Consider the following 17,170-nt stretch of genomic DNA (forward strand, 5'->3'; position numbering starts at 1 on the left):
CATGCCAGCGCCTGCTGCGCGCTGGCACCTGGTACTTGTCATAGGTCAACAAAGGCGTGCCGCATTGCTGTCAGGATGGACCGAATCCGCCTTGCTGCGCGGCGGCGTCCATCTGCTTTGCGACCTCACCCTGGGCTCATCATGCTGCGACGAATCTGGTATTTCCTCACCGACAGCCGCCATCTGACCATCCTCAGCTTCGTGGCGCTGGCCGTTTTCCTGTACCTGGGCGCCGAGGTGCTGGAAGTGGCGCTGATCTGGGCGCTGGCCTTGTTGCTGCTGGCCTTTCTCACCTGGCTGGGCCTGTGGCTGTGGCGCCGGCGCCGCGCGCGGCACGCTGCACAGGCGCTGGGCCAGGCCATCCTCAACGAGGCAGAAATCGCCGCCGCGCAAGCGGCCTCGGCCTCGACGGCCAACAGTACCCAGCAGGGCGAATTCGACGCCGTGCGCACGGGCATGCTGGCCGCCATCGAGACCATCAAGACGTCCAAGCTGGGCCTCACATCGGGCGCCGCCGCGCTGTACGAATTGCCGTGGTACATGATCATCGGCAATCCGGCCGCCGGCAAGAGCAGCGCCATCCTGCATTCGGGCCTGCAATTCCCCTTCGCCGACACCAAGATCGTGCAAGGCGTGGGCGGCACGCGCAACTGCGACTGGTTTTTCACCACGGACGGCATCGTGCTCGACACGGCGGGACGCTACTGCGTCGTCGACGAACACCGTGGCGAGTGGTTCGGCTTTCTCGACCTGCTGAAAAAATACCGGCGCAAGGCGCCCATCAACGGCATCCTCATCGCCGTCAGCATCGACGAATTGAAAGGCGACCCCGACGTCTGCATGCAACTGGCGCGCAGCCTGCGCAAGCGCGTGCAGGACGTCATCGAACGCCTGGAAGTGTTCGCGCCCCTGTACATCGTGTTTACCAAGGCGGACCTGATCGCCGGCTTCACGGAATTTTTTGCGGACGCTGAACGCAGCGAACGCGAGCGCGTATGGGGCGCCACCATGCCTTACCAGCGCAAGCTGCCCACGGCCGACCTGCTGGCGTTTTTCGACCAGAGTTTCGATGAATTGCACGATGGCTTGACGGAGCTGAGCCTGGCCAACATGGCGCACCGGCAACGCAAGACGATGGCGCCCGGCGTGTTTACCTTTCCGCTGGAATTTGCCGCCATCAAGCCGGCCCTGCGCGCCTTCATCGCCACCCTGTTCGAGGAAAACCCGTTCCAGTTCCAGCCCGTGTTCCGCGGCTTTTATTTCACCAGCGCGCTGCAGGAGGGCGAGCCCGTCAGTACCTCCTCGCAGCAGGTGGCGCGCCGCTTCGACCTCGTCTACGCGCCGGCCCCGGTCGCAGCGTCGTCCGGTGCGCGCCAGCATGGCTATTTCCTGTTGGAACTGTTCCGCAAGGTCATTTTTGCCGACAAGCACCTGGTGGCCAACTATGCCAACCGCGCCAAGCTGCGCTTCAAGTACGCCGTGTTCTTTGCCGCCACGGTGTCGCTGGGCGCCTGCCTGGGCGGCTGGAGCTGGTCCTACCTGGGCAACCGGCAACTGGTGGCCAACGTGGAGGCCGATTTAAATAAAGTGGTGAAACTGCAGGAGCGCCGCCTGGACTTGCAGTCGCGCCTGGAAGCGCTGGAGATCTTGCAGGACCGCATCGAGCAGCTGGAAGCGTACCGCACGCAACGGCCATGGTCCTTGCGCCTGGGCCTGTATCAGGGTGAGTTACTTGAACGCAAGCTGCGCGAGGAATATTTTGCCGGCGCGCGCCATGTCATGCTGGCCCCGGTGGCAGGCGCGCTGGAAGCCTTGCTGTTCGAGATGAACGCCAGCGCCGACCAGCTGCAGCCCACGGCGCGCACACCGCAGACGCCAGGCGCGGCATCACCTGTCGTGCCGCGCAGCGTGCAGTACCAGGCTGCCAGCGCGACGAATGTGGAGGATGCCTACAACGCGCTGAAAACCTATTTGATGCTGGCCGATAAGACGCATGCCGAGAGCAGCCACCTGAACGACCAGCTGACGCGCTTCTGGCGCGCCTGGCTGGAAGGCAACCGGGGTGCCATGCCGCGCGAGCAGATGATACGCAGCGCCGAACGGCTGCTGACGTTTTACCTGGCGCAGATCGGTGACCCGTCCTGGCCGCGCATCGAACAGAAGCTGGCGCTGGTCGACCAGGCGCGCGAAAACCTGCGCCGCGTGGTGCGCGGCATGCCGGCGCGTGAGCGCGTGTATGCCGACGTCAAGGCGCGCGCCTCGACGCGTTTTCCCGGCATGACGGTGGCGCGTATCGTCGGCGAACAGGATCAAGCGCTGCTGGCGGGCAGTTACGCTGTTTCCGGCGCCTTTACGCGCCAGGCCTGGGAAAAATTCGTCGAAGGCGCGTTTCGCGATGCCGCCAACCGCGAGCTGCAAAGCGCCGACTGGGTGCTGAAAAGCGCCTCCACCGACGACCTGACCCTGGAAGGCAGCCCGGAGCAGATCGAGAAAAACCTGGTGGCCATGTACAAGGCCGACTATGCGCGCGAATGGCAAAAATTCGTGCAGGGCGTCGCTGTCGCCGACCTGAAAGGTTTTGACGGTGCCGTGCAAGCGATGAATCGCCTGGGCGACCCGCAAGCGTCGCCGATCGCCAAGCTGCTGACGACCATCTACGACGAAACTTCGTGGGACAATCCGGCGCTGCAAAATGCGCAATTGCGCAAGGCCGAGCGGGGCATCATCGCCTGGTTCAAGGAGACCGTGCTGCGCCGCGCGCCATCGCAGCTGACGACCAATCCGGGCCTCAATGCGCAGATCGACCCGGCCCGCCTGGACAAACCGATGGGTCCCGTGGGGCGCGAATTTGCCGGCGTGGGCAAGCTGGTGGCGGCCAGGGACAACAATGCCTCGCTGATGCGCGCCTATCTGGAGGCGCTGTCGAAGTTGCGCAGCCGTTTGAACCAGCTGAAGAACCAGGGTGACGCGGGGCCGGGTGCGCGCCAGTTCATGCAGCAGACGCTGGAGGGCAGCGGTTCCGAACTGGCCGACAGCCTGAAACTGGTCGACGAGCAGATGCTCACGGGGATGAGCGACGCGCAAAAGCAGGCCATCCGTCCCATCCTCGTGCGGCCATTGATGCAGACCTTTGCCGTCATCGTTGCGCCAGCAGAACTGGAAATCAACAAGACCTGGGCGGCGCAGGTGTACGAACCGTTCCAGAAATCGCTGGCGAACAAATATCCGTTTGCCCCGAACGCGCGCATCGAAGCGAGCAACCTGGAGATCGGCCAGTTCTTCGGCCCGGAAGGCCTGGTGGCGAAATTCATCACCACCTCCATGGGCCCCCTGGTGGTGCGGCGCGGCGACATGCTGGCGCCGCGCACCTGGGCCGACATGGGCATCAGCCTGTCGCCACAGGTGGTGGCGCGCTTTCCCGGCTGGATCGCGCCGCTGGGCGCGGGTGGCGTGGCTGCCACGTCGACGGCGGCGCAAACCGTGTTCCAGATCCAGCCGTCGCCCGCGCCGGGCACCCTGGAATACACGGTGGAGATCGACGGCCAGCAGCTGCGCTACCGTAACACGCCGGCGCAGTGGACGAACATGGTTCATCCCGGCCCGCAGGGCGCTGCCGGCGTCCAGGGCGCGCGCATCACCGCCGTCACCTTCGACGGGCGCACGGTGGAGCTGTTCAACGAGCCGGGGCAATTCGGCTTGAAGCGCATGATCGATGCGGCGACCAAAAAGCGCAAGGATGGCGGCGTGTTCGAACTGCGCTGGGCGCGCGGCGAGGTGGCCGTGGCGGTCGACCTGAAAATTACCAGCAGCGCCGAAACGACAGGCGCGGGCGCGGGCGGGACTGCTGCGCTGCAGGAGCAGGGCTTTCGCGGCATGCAGCTGCCCGAGACCATCGTTGGCGCGCCGGGCGTTCCCGCCGCGCCCGCGCCGGCCATCGCCGCCACGGCGGTGCCCGGGATGGCGCCATGATGCGCGCGCCGCAACAGGTGCGCCTGGGGTACTTCGGCAAGATCCCCGCGCGCGGCGATTTCATCAAGGCTTGCGACAATCACGCGCTGGTGCAGCTGCTCGACGACTGGCTGGCGCAGGTCATGAATGCCCTGACGGTGGAACCGCGCTGGAAGCTCAATTACGACGCCTTGCCGCCGCTGCGCTTTGCCTTTGTCGGCACGCGCAGCCGGCGCGCCATCGCGGGGCGGCTGGAAGCGAGCAATGACCAGTCGCAGCGACGCTTTCCCTTCATGGCCATGGGCGCGCTGGAAGTCGACGATGCCGAGGTGTTTGTCGGCTGCAGCCCGCTGGTGCTGGCGCCGCTGTGGCAGCGCGTGGAACAGCTGTCGCAGGGTATTTTAGCCAGCACCGATCCGGGACCCGCGCTGCTGGCGCTGGCCGGCAACGTGGTGGAGATCGAACCAGCCGCAGCGTGTCATGCGGCGCGGCTGGCCGCCTTTTTGCAGGCGCAGACCGTGCATGGTCTGCAGGCGATGCTGGCCTCGCCCGCGTTCCCCGTGACGGTGCGCGAACTGCTGCTGGGCCTGGGCCTGCTGCTGCAGCCGGTGCGCCACAGCGGCCTGCCGCGCCTGGAGAAAAGCCTGGTGCTGCCGCTGCCGCACGAAGCGCAGCTGCGCGAACTGGTGGCCAGCTTCTGGCTGCACCTGATCGCGCCTTTCCTGCGCCAGGCCGATTTTGAACTGGCGCTGTTCTTTTCCCACCTTGACGAGGCGCCCGTGCTGGTGATCGGTTTTTGCGGCGCCGACCCGCATGGCTTGCGCGCGCTGATCGATCCGCAGGCGGGCAGCGAACGGCTGATCGTGTTCGACCAGCTCGAGTGGGTTGACGAGCAGCTGGGAGACGATGCGGCGCTGCGCCAGTTTTCCGCCTGCCTGCAGCAGGAGCAGTTGTCGCTGCGCTCCGCCTGCGCCATGTTTGCCGATACCTTTGCCTGAAGGATTACGATGAAATCTCACATTTTCCTGCTGCCGCTGCTGCTTCCTGCGGCCGTTCCCTGCCACGCGCAGGCGCAAGCGCTCCAGACGCCGATGCCGGGGCAAGTCCTCGTCACGGGCACTCTGGCCGACGAGGCGGGCAAGGCGGCCGTGCTGGCCCGATTGCGCGAACTGTATGGCGCCGAGCGCGTGGTCGACCAGATCGCCATCGGCAACGTGGCCGTGCCGGCCAACTGGAACGCCTACGTGCAAAAACTGATTGCACCGAACCTGAAGCTCATTTCACGGGGGCAGATCAGCATCGCCGGCAACAACGTCAGCGTGCGCGGCGAAGTGGCCAACGAGGCGCAGCGCCAGCAGATCGCCAGCGACCTCGCCACCAGCCTCAATCCCACCTACACCGTCAACAACGGCTTGCGCGTCAAGGCGGCCGAGGCCGAGCAGGGCTTGCTCGACGCGGCGCTCGACAAGCGCATCATCGAATTCGACAGCGGCAAGGCTTCCATCACCCCGGCCGGCCTGGCCATCCTCGACGAGATGGCGGCCGTCATGCTCAAGCTGCGGGGGCGCAAGGTGGAAGTGATCGGCCATACGGACGACACGGGCCAGCGCGCCAGCAATGTGGCGCTGAGCCGGGCGCGCGCCGAAGCCGTGCGCGCCTACCTGGCCAGCAAGGGCATCGTGGCCGATTCGGTGCTGGTGTCGGGCCAGGGACCGGACCGCCCCGTAGCCAGCAACGCAACGGCCGATGGCCGGGCGAGAAACCGGCGTATCGAATTCAGAATCGCGCAATAGATTGGGTTGACACCTCACAAAACCGTAGCGAGCGGAAGGGAGAGGCGGTCGAGAAGCGCAACCGTGCTAGAGCACGGTGAGCATCGCAGGCCGCCTATACCGACGCGCAGTAGGTTTTGTGAGGTGTTCAGGGCAGGGTGATGGTCAGGTGTGCCGGGCTTGGCGCCAGCTTGACCAGGTCCGCATACGCGGCCAGGGTCGTTTGCGTGCCGCGCGCCAGATGCGTTTTCAAGCTCAGGTAGGCGCAGATGGCCAGCAGGGCGAAAAAGCTCGACAGCGCCCACAGCGGCACGTCGCTGCCGCGTTTGTTGACCACCTGGTCGGGGCGTTCCGCGCGCGGCGCGAAGCCGCGGCTCTTGCCCTTGATGTGGGCGATCTCGTCGCCCAGGCGCGCCGTCAGGTAGCTGAGTTTTTCGCCGCCGTCGATCGCATACTTGCCCTGGAATCCCAGCAGCAGGCACATGTGGAAGACTTGCAGCGCCTGCACGCGCAGGGCGCCCTTGCCGCGCAAGGCGTCGAGTCGGTCGAAAAAGTGTTCGCCGGCCAGCTGGTCGCCAAAGATCAGCAACTGCAGCGGGCGCCGCTCCCACTGCTTGCGCAGGGTGAAAGGCGACGCCAGGATGATTTCATCGACTGCCGCGCAAAACGCATACTTGGCCGCCTCGACATCGTCGCCATCGGCGCGGATCTTTTTTGCCTCGCGTTCGAAGTCGTCGAGGAAGGCCGTGATGCGGTCCATGAAGCTTTGCTCGTCGCCGGGCGCCGAACCGTTCTTCAGCATGAACAGCATGTAAAAGCCTTCGTGCATCAGGTCCAGCAGAGCGCTGCCTGCATGCCGGCTGCTGCCTGCCGGGGCGGCACCGCGTGGTCCCAGCAGCGAGGGCGCTGCGCGCCGTTCGATGAGCTGGCTCATGCCGTCACCGCGATCAGTTCCAGCTGCAGGTCGCGTATGCCGGCTGGCACGTACACGGAAATCGACTGCGCCTTGAGCATCTGCTCATACAGCACGCCGCGGTTTTCAATCGAAAAATAATAGGTGTCGGGCCGCACGGGAATGGCCGCCGGCACTTGCGGCGCATGCGACAGTTTCAGGCCGGGCATGGCCGTCAACACGCATTTTTCCACGTCGTCTGGCGCGCCCACCTTGACGCGCAGCGGCACCACGTCCACCAGTTCGATGGCGGGCATGGCGGCGCGAATCGCCAGGTACAAGGTGGTGTGCTGGTCGATCTTGCCCGAATCGAGCTTGCCCAGGTAGTACGACGGCTGGTCCTCGAGCAGGGCGATGGAAAAATACTTCGACGAGATGACGGTGTCGAGCAGCTCGCGGATGATGCCATCGATGGCGTCGAAGCAGATGCCCGGCTGCGCGTGGTCGTAGGCGGGCAGGCTGGCCAGGGTGTAGTGCCTGGAGTAGCTGAGCAGGCCGCCCGCCAGGCCCAGCAGCGCCTCGTACAGACGCTCCGGATGCAGGGCCGGATGGCGCACATAGTGCATCAGCGCGGCGGCGGCCGTGCTGACCGTGTGCAGCAGCCAGAACGAGGACACGTCGCCCGAGCGGAACTCGATCACGTTACGGCTCGGTTCCCGGTGGTGGCCGTGCAGCGCGCTCACTTTCGCCTGCAGCGCGTCGAGCAGGTGTTCCAGCACGCCTTGCAGGCGCGGCGCGCCGGCGATCGCCAGGCTGGGCGCCATGAACGATGGCACGGGCTCGAAGCCGCCCGACACCGTGCGCCGCAGGGCGATCAGCGGCAGGCAGTCGTACGAGCCGCGCGCCTCGCTGTCGGGAATCAGGCGTACGGTCTTCTTCAGGTAGGCCACGTCGGCCACGGCGGACTCCGTAAACAGGTCGGGTGTGGCGCGCATGGCGTGCGCAAAGCGCGTGGCTGTAGGCGTGCCTGCCGTTGACGCCTGCGCCGTGTAATTCATGCCTTCGCGGTTGAGGATGGGCAGCGCCGCGTAGTACGTCACTTCCTGCACCGCCGGCGGCAGCGCTTCCAGGTCCACCGGCGGGGGCAGGGTGTCGCTGCCGTGTGCGCCGTCGCCCAGCGCCTCGAACACTTCGCCATCGCGGAAGATCGCCGACAGGGCTTGCAGGCGCAGGGTGCCCGTCTTCAGCGCCGCCAGGTCCCACTGCATGTGCGCCACGCCCCACAGGTAGGGATGCAGCGCGCTGGCCGTGTGATGCAGGCGAGCTTCGTGATACTGATCCTGGCGCTGGAAATGCTGCGGCCGCAGGAACAGGCCTTCTCCCCACAAGACTTTCGCTGCCATGCCCATCTCGATTCTCCTTGAATGTGTGGCGTGCGGGTGTGCTTCATTCATTTGCGCTACTGGCAGCGCGGGGTTGACAGTGTGGACATGCCGCTGACGCTCAGCGCGCACGCGTGCAGGCCGACGGTGATGCCGCCGCGTTCCGCCTCGGCGGCGGCAAAGGTGGCGCGCCAGCGCTGTGCCGCAGGCGCGCGGAACAGGGCCACCACGCCGATGAAATACGCTTCCTTGCTGACTTTCTCCTGCACTTCGTAGCGCTGGCCTGGCACCAGCAGCACTTCCTTCACTTCCATCAGGTCGGCGCCCAACGCGGCCTTTTCACGCTGCGTGTCGAGGAAGCTGTCGTATGGCGCCTGCTCGAAGGCGGCGCTCTGGCGCAGCTTGTAGATGCGCGCCACCAGCGCCAGCGGCCGGCCTTCGGCATCGGTGTTGAGGCGCTGCGCCGCGTGCAGGCGGATGTTGACATTGCGTGGCGGTTTTTGCGCGTCCGGCAGTTCCGGCGGCGGCTTGGCCACGCCGGCCATTTGCAGCGCCGCGTTGGCCAGGGTGCCGATGGCGCCGCCCGCGCAGCCGGCCAGCAGAAGGACCGGCAACAGTAGCGCGGTGGCGCGGATCAGGCGGCGGAGCGGGGCGTCAGATGGCATGGGTGATCTTTGCAAGGTGGAGGGTGGAAATAAAAGTGTTGCAGTCATTTAAACGCATGCAGGGGCGGCCTGCTTGCGCTGGCGCAAAGTCCGCCTGCGATCAAGACAATTACTGCGCCAGATCAGGATTCATGGCGCCGCCTGCCGCTGTTGCATGGAACTTCTTCTTTGCTGATTAATCTCAATCTGGCAAAAAAATTGGCGATCAATAATGGTCTCCACCAAGGCGCCGCCCATCTTTCCCAGCGGTAGCGTCCTCGATGTGAAGGAATGCCCCGATGAAGCCAGCCACCATGTTGCCCCGTATTGCCTGCTTCGCCAGCGCCTTGCTGCTGGCCGCTTGCGCCACGCCAGAGCAGCCGACGCCCAAGAAACCTGCAGCGCCGACCCTGGCGCAAGTGATCAGCGACGCCGATGCGGCCGCGCGCGCTGGCCAGTACGAGCGCGCCATGACCATCCTCAAGGGCGGTGGCAGCAGCTACCCGGCCGACAAGGCACCGTGGCTGAAAATGGCGCAGATGAAGTTCGATCGCGGCCAGTACGGCGACGCCATCGGCCATGCGCTCGAAGCGCTGGAGCGCGACCCGGACGACAAGGTCGCCAACAGCATCGTCGCCGTCAGCGGCTTGCGCCTGTCCGGCAAGGCGTTGGCCGACCTGTCGCGGCAAAACAATCTGAATGGCTCGCTGCGCTCGGAAGCGCAGGACCTGGCCAAGCTGCTGCGCGCGAGCATTGGCGAAGACGTGCTGGTGCCGCCGGCCAAGCGTCCGCCGGCGACCGGCAAGCGCGCTGCCGGTTCCGGTACGCCGGCGGCGAAGGGTGCGGCGCAGCAAGGCAGCGCAGCCGATCCGTTCAGCGGCCTGAAATAAGTAGGCGTTCCCACCATCCCTTTGCAAAGGAAGCGATATGCCCAAGTCCGACAGCGTGCAAAAACGCCTGCAAAAGATACGCGCGCCGCGCGTGCAAATGACTTACGACGTCGAGATTGGCGACGTGACTGAAAACAAGGAGCTGCCTTTCGTGGTAGGCGTGCTGGGCGACTTTGGCGGCAATCCGGGCAGCGAGAAAAAACGCCTGAAGGACCGCAAGTTCGTCGCCATCGACCACGACAACTTTGATGAAGTGCTGGCCGGCGTGGAGCCGGTGGCGCGTTTCACCGTGCCGAACCGCATCAGCGAGGCGGGCGGCACGTTCGCCGTCGACCTGCACTTTCGCTCTATGGACGACTTCCGCCCGGAATCGGTGGTGCGCCAGGTCGACCCCTTGCGCAAGCTGCTCGAGGCGCGCACCAAGCTGGCGGACTTGCGCAACAAGCTGGCCGGCAACGACAAGCTGGAAGACTTGCTGACGGAAGTGCTGAATAACACGGACAGCCTGGCCACCCTGAAACCGCAGTTCCCAGCGCAGGAGAATTGAGATGAGCGCCCAGGCAGAAGCCCTTGCAGTAGCCGCATCCGATGCCCCGGCCGCGACCGACTTGCTGGACCAGATCGTCGAGCAAAGCCGCGTCGCCAAGTCCGGCGCCGAACATGCGCGCGCGCGCGACCTGATCTCGGAACTGGTGGCGCAGGTGCTCGACGGCACGGTGCTGATGTCCAGCAGCCTGTCGGCCACGCTGGACGCGCGGGTGGCAGAAATCGACCGCCTGATTTCCGCGCAGCTCAGCGAAATCATGCATGCGGCGCCGTTCCAGCAGATCGAGCAAAGCTGGACTGGGCTGCGCTACCTGGTCGGCAATTCCGACACGGGAACGCGCCTGCAGATCCGCATGTTCAACGCCACCAAGCGCGAACTGGTGAAGGATTTCCAGGCGGCGCTGGAGTTCGACCAGAGCAGCATGTTCAAGAAAGTCTACGAAGAGGAATTCGGCACCTTCGGCGGCGCGCCATTCGCTGCACTGCTGGGCGACTTTGCCATTTCCCGCCAGCCGGAAGACATGTATTTCGTCGAGCAGATGTCGCACATCGCCGCCGCCGCCCATGCGCCGTTCATCGCTTCGGCCGCGCCCGAGCTGTTTGGCCTGGAAAGCTACGGCGACCTGGGCAAGCCGCGCGACCTGGCCAAGGTGTTTGACACCATCGAGTACGCGAAATGGAAAGCCTTCCGCGAATCCGAGGATGCGCGCTACGTCGGCCTGACCTTGCCCCGCTTCCTGGGCCGGCTGCCCTTCAATCCCGTCGATGGCACCACCGTCGAAGGTTTTAACTTCGTTGAGGAAGTCGATGGCAGCGACCATCACAAATACCTGTGGTGTAACGCCGCGTATGCGTTCGGCTGCAAGCTGACGCGCGCCTTTGCCGATTACGGCTGGTGCGCCGCCATCCGCGGCGTGGAGGGCGGCGGCCTGGTGGACGACCTGCCCACCCATACCTTCAAGACCGATGAGGGCGACGTGGCCCTGAAATGCCCGGCCGAAGTGGCGATCACCGACCGCCGCGAAAAGGAATTGTCGGACCTCGGTTTCATCTCGCTGGTGCACTGCAAGAACACAGCGTATGCCGCCTTCTTCGGCGCGCAGTCGGCGCAGAAAAGCCGCAAGTACAACAGCGACGCGGCCAACGCGAACGCGGTGCTGTCGTCGCAGTTGCAGTACATCTTCGCCGTCTCGCGCATCGCCCACTACATGAAAGCCATGATGCGCGACAAGATCGGCAGCTTTGCCGCCGCCTCCAACGTGGAAGACTTCCTGAACCGCTGGCTGATGCAGTACGTGCTGCTCGACGATAACGCCAGCCAGGAACAGAAGGCGCAGTTCCCGCTGCGCGAGGCTTCCGTGCAGGTGCACGAAGTTCCGGGCCGGCCCGGCGTGTACCGCGCCGTGTCGTTCCTGCGGCCGCACTTCCAGCTTGATGAATTATCCGTATCGCTCCGACTGGTCGCGGAGTTGCCGAAGTCGACCAATTCCTGATCCACCCATCTTTCAACCAAAGGAGCACACCATGGCAATCGATGTATATCTGCAGATAGACGGCATCAAGGGCGAGTCCACCGATGACAAGCACAAGGACTGGATCGAGTGCAAATCGGTCAGCTGGAGCGTCGAGCAGCCGAAGTCCGCCACCGCCTCGACGGGCGGCGGCCACACGGCTGAACGCTGCGAGCACAAGGACATCGTCATCTCCAAGCTGGCCGACCTGGCCTCGCCGGTGCTGCTGCAGACCTGCTCGGCCGGCAAGACCATTCCCAAGGCGCGCTTCGAATTCATGCGCGCCGACGGCCAGGGTGAGCGCGTCAAGTATTTTGAAATCGAAATCGAGAATGTGCTGATCGGCGCCGTCACGCCGAACGTGGAAGAAGGCGACATCCTGGGCGAGCATGTCGGCTTCAAGTTCTCGAAAGTGAAGTGGAAGTACACGCAGCAAAAAGTGACGGGCGGCGCCGGCGGCAATACCTCGGGCGGCTGGGACCTGGCCGCGAACCGCGTGGTTTGATCCAAGGTGCGTGGCGCGCGGCGGCCACCTTCGCCCGCGCGCCGCGCCGACTTTTCAGGAGAGCGCATGGACAGTTATGTACCTGGCCTGTTCGACCGCCTGATGGGCGACGGCGGTGCGGTAGCGGGCGGCGTGGCGGTGCGGCTGTCGATCGAGCAGTTGAAGGATGCGGTGGCACGCGACCTGGAAGAGCTGCTCAACACGCGCGTGGCCCTGCCGCCCGGCGCGCTGGACGCGTATCCGGAATGCGCGGCCTCCATCGTCAACTATGGCTTGATCGATTTCGCCGGCATGTGCCTCTCCAGCAGCGATGACCGCGCCCGCATCTGCGCCGCGTTGAAGGCAGCCATCGAACGCCACGAACCGCGCCTGCGCAATGTGCGCGCCCGCCTGGAACGCGAGGCAGGCAGCATCAACCGCGTGGGCTTCGTCATCAGCGGCACCCTGGCCGTGATATCCGGCGGCGAGATGGTCAATTTCGATGCCGTGCTGCAGCCGTCGTCGCTGCGCTATTCGATCAACCGCAAGGGAGCCGCCGCATGAGCAATAATTTGAAAACACTGATCGCCAAACTGAATGAGACGGCGCGCACGGCAGCCACCCGCGCCGCCGGCATCTGCGTGGGACTGGGGCAGTACGAAGTCGATATCGAACACCTGTTCCTGGCCCTCTTGGAGCAGGAGCGCAGCGATTTCGTCACCATTGCGCGCCGCAGCGAAATCAGCCTGACGGCGCTGGAGGCCGACCTGCGCCGCGAGATCGGCAGCTTCCGCACCGGCAGTGCGCGCACGCCAGTGTTTTCGCCCCACTTGCCGCTGCTGTTCGAACATGCCTGGCTGATCGCCTCGCTGGGCACGGTGGCGGATCCCACCCGGCCGGCCACCATCCGCAGCCGCCATCTGTTGCTGGCGCTGTTGACGGAGCCGGAACTGTCGCAGCTCGCGTATCGGGGCTCGAAGCTGTTTGCCCGCTTCAGCGTGGAGCAATTGAAGCACCATCCGGACAGGCTGACCGCCGGCTCCGAAGAGGAAAGCGCGGCCGTGCCGCAGCTTTCCAACACACCCGATGATCCTGTTGCGACGCTTGCCAGCAAGACCCCGGCGCTGGACCAGTTCACCACCGACCTGACGCAACTGGCGCGCGACGGCAAGCTCGATCCCGTGATCGGCCGCGAGGCGGAGATACGCCAGGCCGTCGACATCCTGCTGCGCCGGCGCCAGAACAATCCTATCCTCACCGGCGAGGCGGGCGTGGGCAAGACGGCTGTGGTGGAAGGACTGGCCTTGCGCATCGCTGCCGGCGACGTGCCCGAGGTGCTGCAGGGCGCGCATATCCACGCGCTCGACATGGGCTTGCTGCAGGCCGGCGCCAGCGTCAAGGGAGAATTCGAAAGCCGGCTGAAGAATGTCATCGACGAGGTGGCGAAAAGCCCGCACCCCATCATCCTCTTCATCGACGAGGCACATACCATGATCGGCGCCGGTGGCCAGGCGGGGCAGAATGACGCGGCCAATTTGCTGAAACCGGCGCTGGCGCGCGGCGCCCTGCGCACCATTGCCGCCACCACCTGGAGCGAGTACAAAAAATACTTTGAAAAGGATGCGGCGCTGGCGCGGCGCTTCCAGGTGGTGAAGGTGGAAGAACCCGGCGAAGACATTGCCTGCGCCATGCTGCGCGCCATGGCGCCGCTGATGGAGCGCCATTTCGGCATCCGCGTGCGCGATGTCGCCATCGTCGAGGCAGTGCGCCTGTCGCACCGCTACATCAGCGGGCGCCAGTTGCCCGACAAGGCCATCAACGTGCTCGATACGGCGTGCGCCAAGGTGGCGCTGGGCCAGCGTGCCACGCCGGCGCAGCTGGAAAACGCGAACCGGCGGCAGGAGCGTATCGGCGCGGAAATCGCCGCCCTGAGCCGCGAGGCAAGCGATGGCGAAGCGCCCGATAAAGCCGGCGCCGCGCGCCTGGCGCAGCTGCGGCGCGAGCATGAGGAAGGACAGGCGGTGATCGCGGCGCTGGCGCAGCGCTGGGAGCGCGAAAAGGCGCTGGTGGCGCAGATCGGCGACTTGCGTGGGCAACTGCGCGGCGAGCGGCCGGGCGAAGTCGGCGCGGCCCGCCTGCTGGCGCTGAAGGAAGAACTGGCGGCCCTGCAGGGAGAAGCGCCGCTGGCGCCGTTGGAAGTCGATGCGCAGGTGGTGGCCGGCATCGTCGCCGGCTGGACCGGCATCCCGTTGGGGAAAATGCTGAAGGACGAGATTCGCACGGTGCTGACCCTGGATGGGGCGCTGCGCGAACGGGTGCTGGGACAGGACCACGTCATCGCGGCGGTGGCGCAGCGCGTGCGCACGGCGCGCGCCAGCCTGGACGACCCGAACAAGCCGCAAGCCGTGTTTTTGTTCACGGGACCGTCCGGCACGGGCAAGACGGAAACGGCGCTGGCGCTGGCCGACCTGCTGTATGGCGGCGAGCGCAAGCTCATTACCATCAACATGAGCGAATACCACGAGGCGCACAGCGTGGCCGGCTTGAAAGGCTCGCCGCCCGGCTATGTCGGCTATGGCGAGGGCGGCGTGCTGACGGAAGCTGTGCGGCGCCAGCCCTACAGCGTGGTGCTGCTCGATGAGGCGGAAAAGGCCCATCCCGATGTGCTGGAGCTGTTCTTCCAGGTCTTCGACAAGGGCGTGCTCGATGACGCGGAAGGGCGCGAGGTCGATTTTCGCAACACCGTCATCATCGCCACCTCGAACCTGGGCTCCGGCGCCATGATGGCCGCCTGTCTGAACCGCGCAGCGCAGGACTTGCCCACGCCGGCTGCGCTGGAAGAATTGGTGCGCCCGCAACTGGTGGCGCATTTCAAGCCGGCCTTGCTGGGACGCCTGAAGGTGCTGCCGTTCTATCCCTTGAGCGACGCGGTGCTGGCCGAGATCATCGCGCTGAAGCTGGCGCGTATCGGGCAACGCATCGCGCGCAACCACCAGGCGCAGTTCAACCATGACGCGGGCCTGGTCGAGGCGGTGCTGGCGCGCTGCACCGAGGTCGACTCGGGCGCGCGCAATGTCGACCAGATTCTCAACGGCAGCCTGCTGCCGTTGATCGCCGAAGCGGTGCTGGCGCGCATGGCAGAGGGCGAGCCGATCGCCTCCATACGCGTCAGCGCCAGCAAGCAGGGGCAGTTCAAGTACACAATCCGATAATCCACCGCCCGGAGAGCGCCATGTTCAATCTGGAGCAGTTGCTGCACCCCGTCAGCGCCGTCAGTCCCTGCGGCGAAGACATCACTTTCAGCCAGGAGCTCGACGCCATCGCGCGCGCGCGCCAGCATGATGATCCTAGCCTGGACCAGGGCGAGTGGGTAACGGCGCTGAAGGAGGCCGACTGGCCTTTCGTGGCGACGCGCTGCGAACAGCTGATCGCAGCGTGCAGCAAGGATTTGCGCGTGGCCGTGTGGCTGGCCGAGGCGCACGCGAAAACGCGCCACTTCCGTGGCCTGGGCGATGGCTACGCGCTGCTGGCCGGCCTGTGCGAACGGTATTGGGATGGCCTGTACCCGCCGGCGGAAGAGGGCGACCAGGAACAACGCATCGGCAATGTCTTCTGGCTGCTGTCGCGCACGCCGCAACTGCTGCGCGAGATCCCGCTGACCGATGGCGCCGATGGCCTGTATTCACTGCAGGATTTCGATGCGGCGCGCCAGCGCGCGGCGGCCACCCTGGCGCAGGGAGCAGCGGAACAGGGCTGGGGTGATACGCGCCACGACGAAGGTGCGACTCTGGCGCAGATGGAGGCGGCGCGGCAAAGGAATACACGCGCCTTTTCCGACGCATTGCTGGCCGATGCACAGTACTGCATGCAGTCGCTGCTGGCGTTCGAACGCAGCGTCGATGCGCGTTTTGGCACCGATGGGCCGAGTTTCCGCGCCGCGCGCGAAGCGCTGGAAAACGTCATTCATTTCATTGCGCCGTTGCCATCTGGCGTGGACTTCGCCGGTGCGCCGCCCGCCGCTGGCCAGGGCGCCAGCAACGGCGGGGGCGCCATCGTGCAACGCCAGCAGGCACTGGCCCAGTTGCGCCAGGTGGCCGATTTTTTCCGCCGCACGGAGCCCCACAGCCCCGTCGCGTATCTGGCCGACAAGGCCGCCAGCTGGGGCGAACTGCCGCTGCACCTGTGGCTGCGCGCCGTCGTCAAGGACTCGGGCACCTTGGCGCAGCTCGACGAGATGCTGGGGACGAACAGCGCGAACGGGTGATCGCTGTTGGCGCTTCCATGCTAATCTTTGGGCATGTCCAGAATATTCATGTTGCCTGCCGCGCTATGCCTGTTCATCGCTGCCAGCGCGCAGGCCGGGGCTGCTACACCGCTGGTGATCTATGGCGACGACGATTATCCGCCATACTCCTACGTCGAGAATGGCCAGCTGAAAGGCATCTACGCGCAGATCGTGCGTGAAGCCGTGCAATCGATGCCGCAGTATGCGGTGCAACTGCGTCCCGTGCCCTGGAAGCGGGGGCTGCTGATGCTGCAGACGGGCGAGGCGTTCGCCCTGTATCCGCCGTATTCGTGGCGCAGCGAACGGCCGTATGTGCGCTATTCTGTGCCGCTGCTGATGGAGCAGTTGGTGGTGCTGTGCAATCAGGACGTGCTGGCCAGGCGCGCGCTGCGGCAGTGGCCCGCCGATTACGGCGGCCTGCACATCGGCGTGAACGCGGGTTTCCTGCTTGGCGATGCGGCGCTGACGGCGTCCTTGCGCGCCGAAAAAATCGTGCTCGACCCGGCCAAGGGCACGCGCACGAATCTGCTCAAGCTGATGCGCGGGCGCATCGATTGCTATGTCAGCGACCGCCTGTCGGCGCAGTGGGAATTGCAGCGCATCCGGCGCGAAGGGCAGCCGGGCACGCCGATGCAGGCGCTCCAGGAAACGGCGCAGCTGGCCAGCCAGCAGGGCCACCTGGGCTTTACGACACGCCAGCCGGCCGCCTACCCCTATCGCGATGACTTTATCGAGCAATTCGATGCCGCCATCGTGCGCATGCAGAATAGTGGCGCGATCCGCCGCATCGTCGACCACGCATTGCTACCCTGATTT

At 65.5% G+C, this 17,170-nt stretch carries 14 protein-coding genes; 11 read left to right on the forward strand and 3 right to left on the reverse strand.

Translation table 11 applies throughout. The features are described 5' to 3' along the window. Positions 1 to 141 precede the first annotated feature (141 nt). Genes tssM through ACQ4WN_RS02845 form a run of 3 tightly spaced genes read left to right on the forward strand, consistent with a single transcriptional unit; the run spans position 142 to position 5,741 of the window. The gene (tssM, locus tag ACQ4WN_RS02835; protein WP_436550175.1) at positions 142 to 3,969 is read left to right on the forward strand and encodes a type VI secretion system membrane subunit TssM; all 3,828 of its coding nucleotides are present in this window, start codon (positions 142 to 144) and stop codon (positions 3,967 to 3,969) included. Further along, complete coding sequence (tagF, locus tag ACQ4WN_RS02840; protein ID WP_436550176.1) at positions 3,966 to 4,946, forward strand: type VI secretion system-associated protein TagF; 981 nt, start codon at positions 3,966 to 3,968, stop codon at positions 4,944 to 4,946. Before tssM ends, tagF begins: the two co-directional genes overlap by 4 nt. Before the next feature lie 9 nt (positions 4,947 to 4,955). Then, entirely contained in the window at positions 4,956 to 5,741 is a 786-nt protein-coding gene (locus tag ACQ4WN_RS02845; protein ID WP_436550177.1) for an OmpA family protein, read from the forward strand. Positions 5,742 to 5,868: 127 nt separating this feature from the next. On the opposite strand, the gene icmH is transcribed toward ACQ4WN_RS02845, so the two are convergent. Genes icmH through tssJ form a run of 3 tightly spaced genes read right to left on the reverse strand, consistent with a single transcriptional unit; the run spans position 5,869 to position 8,659 of the window. Beyond that, positions 5,869 to 6,654: a type IVB secretion system protein IcmH/DotU gene (gene icmH, locus ACQ4WN_RS02850; RefSeq protein ID WP_436550178.1), complete on the reverse strand. Its 786-nt coding sequence runs from the start codon at positions 6,652 to 6,654 to the stop codon at positions 5,869 to 5,871. After that, positions 6,651 to 8,021, reverse strand: coding sequence for a type VI secretion system baseplate subunit TssK (gene tssK, locus ACQ4WN_RS02855; RefSeq protein ID WP_436550179.1), 1,371 nt, complete (start codon positions 8,019 to 8,021; stop codon positions 6,651 to 6,653). Before tssK ends, icmH begins: the two co-directional genes overlap by 4 nt. A 50-nt stretch (positions 8,022 to 8,071) precedes the next feature. Further along, positions 8,072 to 8,659 (reverse strand): type VI secretion system lipoprotein TssJ, encoded by a 588-nt coding sequence (gene tssJ / locus ACQ4WN_RS02860; protein WP_436550180.1) that lies wholly within the window; start codon positions 8,657 to 8,659, stop codon positions 8,072 to 8,074. A gap of 278 nt (positions 8,660 to 8,937) precedes the next feature. Between tssJ and ACQ4WN_RS02865 the strand changes: the two genes are divergently transcribed. The 8 genes from ACQ4WN_RS02865 to ACQ4WN_RS02900 all read left to right on the forward strand — a co-directional run bounded on the left by ACQ4WN_RS02865 (position 8,938) and on the right by ACQ4WN_RS02900 (position 17,167). Continuing rightward, positions 8,938 to 9,528, forward strand: a complete 591-nt coding sequence (locus ACQ4WN_RS02865; RefSeq protein WP_436550181.1) for a tetratricopeptide repeat protein — start codon at positions 8,938 to 8,940, stop codon at positions 9,526 to 9,528. A gap of 37 nt (positions 9,529 to 9,565) precedes the next feature. Next, the gene (gene tssB / locus ACQ4WN_RS02870) at positions 9,566 to 10,075 is read left to right on the forward strand and encodes a type VI secretion system contractile sheath small subunit (protein ID WP_436550182.1); all 510 of its coding nucleotides are present in this window, start codon (positions 9,566 to 9,568) and stop codon (positions 10,073 to 10,075) included. Position 10,076: 1 nt separating this feature from the next. Beyond that, the gene (gene tssC, locus ACQ4WN_RS02875) at positions 10,077 to 11,567 is read left to right on the forward strand and encodes a type VI secretion system contractile sheath large subunit (RefSeq protein ID WP_436550183.1); all 1,491 of its coding nucleotides are present in this window, start codon (positions 10,077 to 10,079) and stop codon (positions 11,565 to 11,567) included. A gap of 31 nt (positions 11,568 to 11,598) precedes the next feature. Continuing rightward, positions 11,599 to 12,090 carry an Hcp family type VI secretion system effector gene (locus ACQ4WN_RS02880; RefSeq protein ID WP_436550184.1) on the forward strand — a complete coding sequence of 164 codons (492 nt, stop codon included), beginning with the start codon at positions 11,599 to 11,601 and terminating at the stop codon, positions 12,088 to 12,090. A gap of 66 nt (positions 12,091 to 12,156) precedes the next feature. Beyond that, on the forward strand, positions 12,157 to 12,633 hold the full coding sequence (gene tssE, locus ACQ4WN_RS02885) for a type VI secretion system baseplate subunit TssE (protein ID WP_436550185.1): 477 nt from the start codon (positions 12,157 to 12,159) through the stop codon (positions 12,631 to 12,633). Beyond that, the gene (gene tssH, locus ACQ4WN_RS02890; RefSeq protein ID WP_436550186.1) at positions 12,630 to 15,281 is read left to right on the forward strand and encodes a type VI secretion system ATPase TssH; all 2,652 of its coding nucleotides are present in this window, start codon (positions 12,630 to 12,632) and stop codon (positions 15,279 to 15,281) included. Before tssE ends, tssH begins: the two co-directional genes overlap by 4 nt. 20 nt (positions 15,282 to 15,301) lie before the next feature. Further along, the gene (gene tssA / locus ACQ4WN_RS02895) at positions 15,302 to 16,333 is read left to right on the forward strand and encodes a type VI secretion system protein TssA (RefSeq protein WP_436550187.1); all 1,032 of its coding nucleotides are present in this window, start codon (positions 15,302 to 15,304) and stop codon (positions 16,331 to 16,333) included. A 33-nt stretch (positions 16,334 to 16,366) separates the two neighbouring features. Then, entirely contained in the window at positions 16,367 to 17,167 is an 801-nt protein-coding gene (locus tag ACQ4WN_RS02900) for a substrate-binding periplasmic protein (RefSeq protein ID WP_436550188.1), read from the forward strand. Positions 17,168 to 17,170: the final 3 nt, after the last annotated feature.

This window comes from Janthinobacterium pasteuri (assembly GCF_051380775.1).
GTDB lineage: Bacteria > Pseudomonadota > Gammaproteobacteria > Burkholderiales > Burkholderiaceae_D > Janthinobacterium.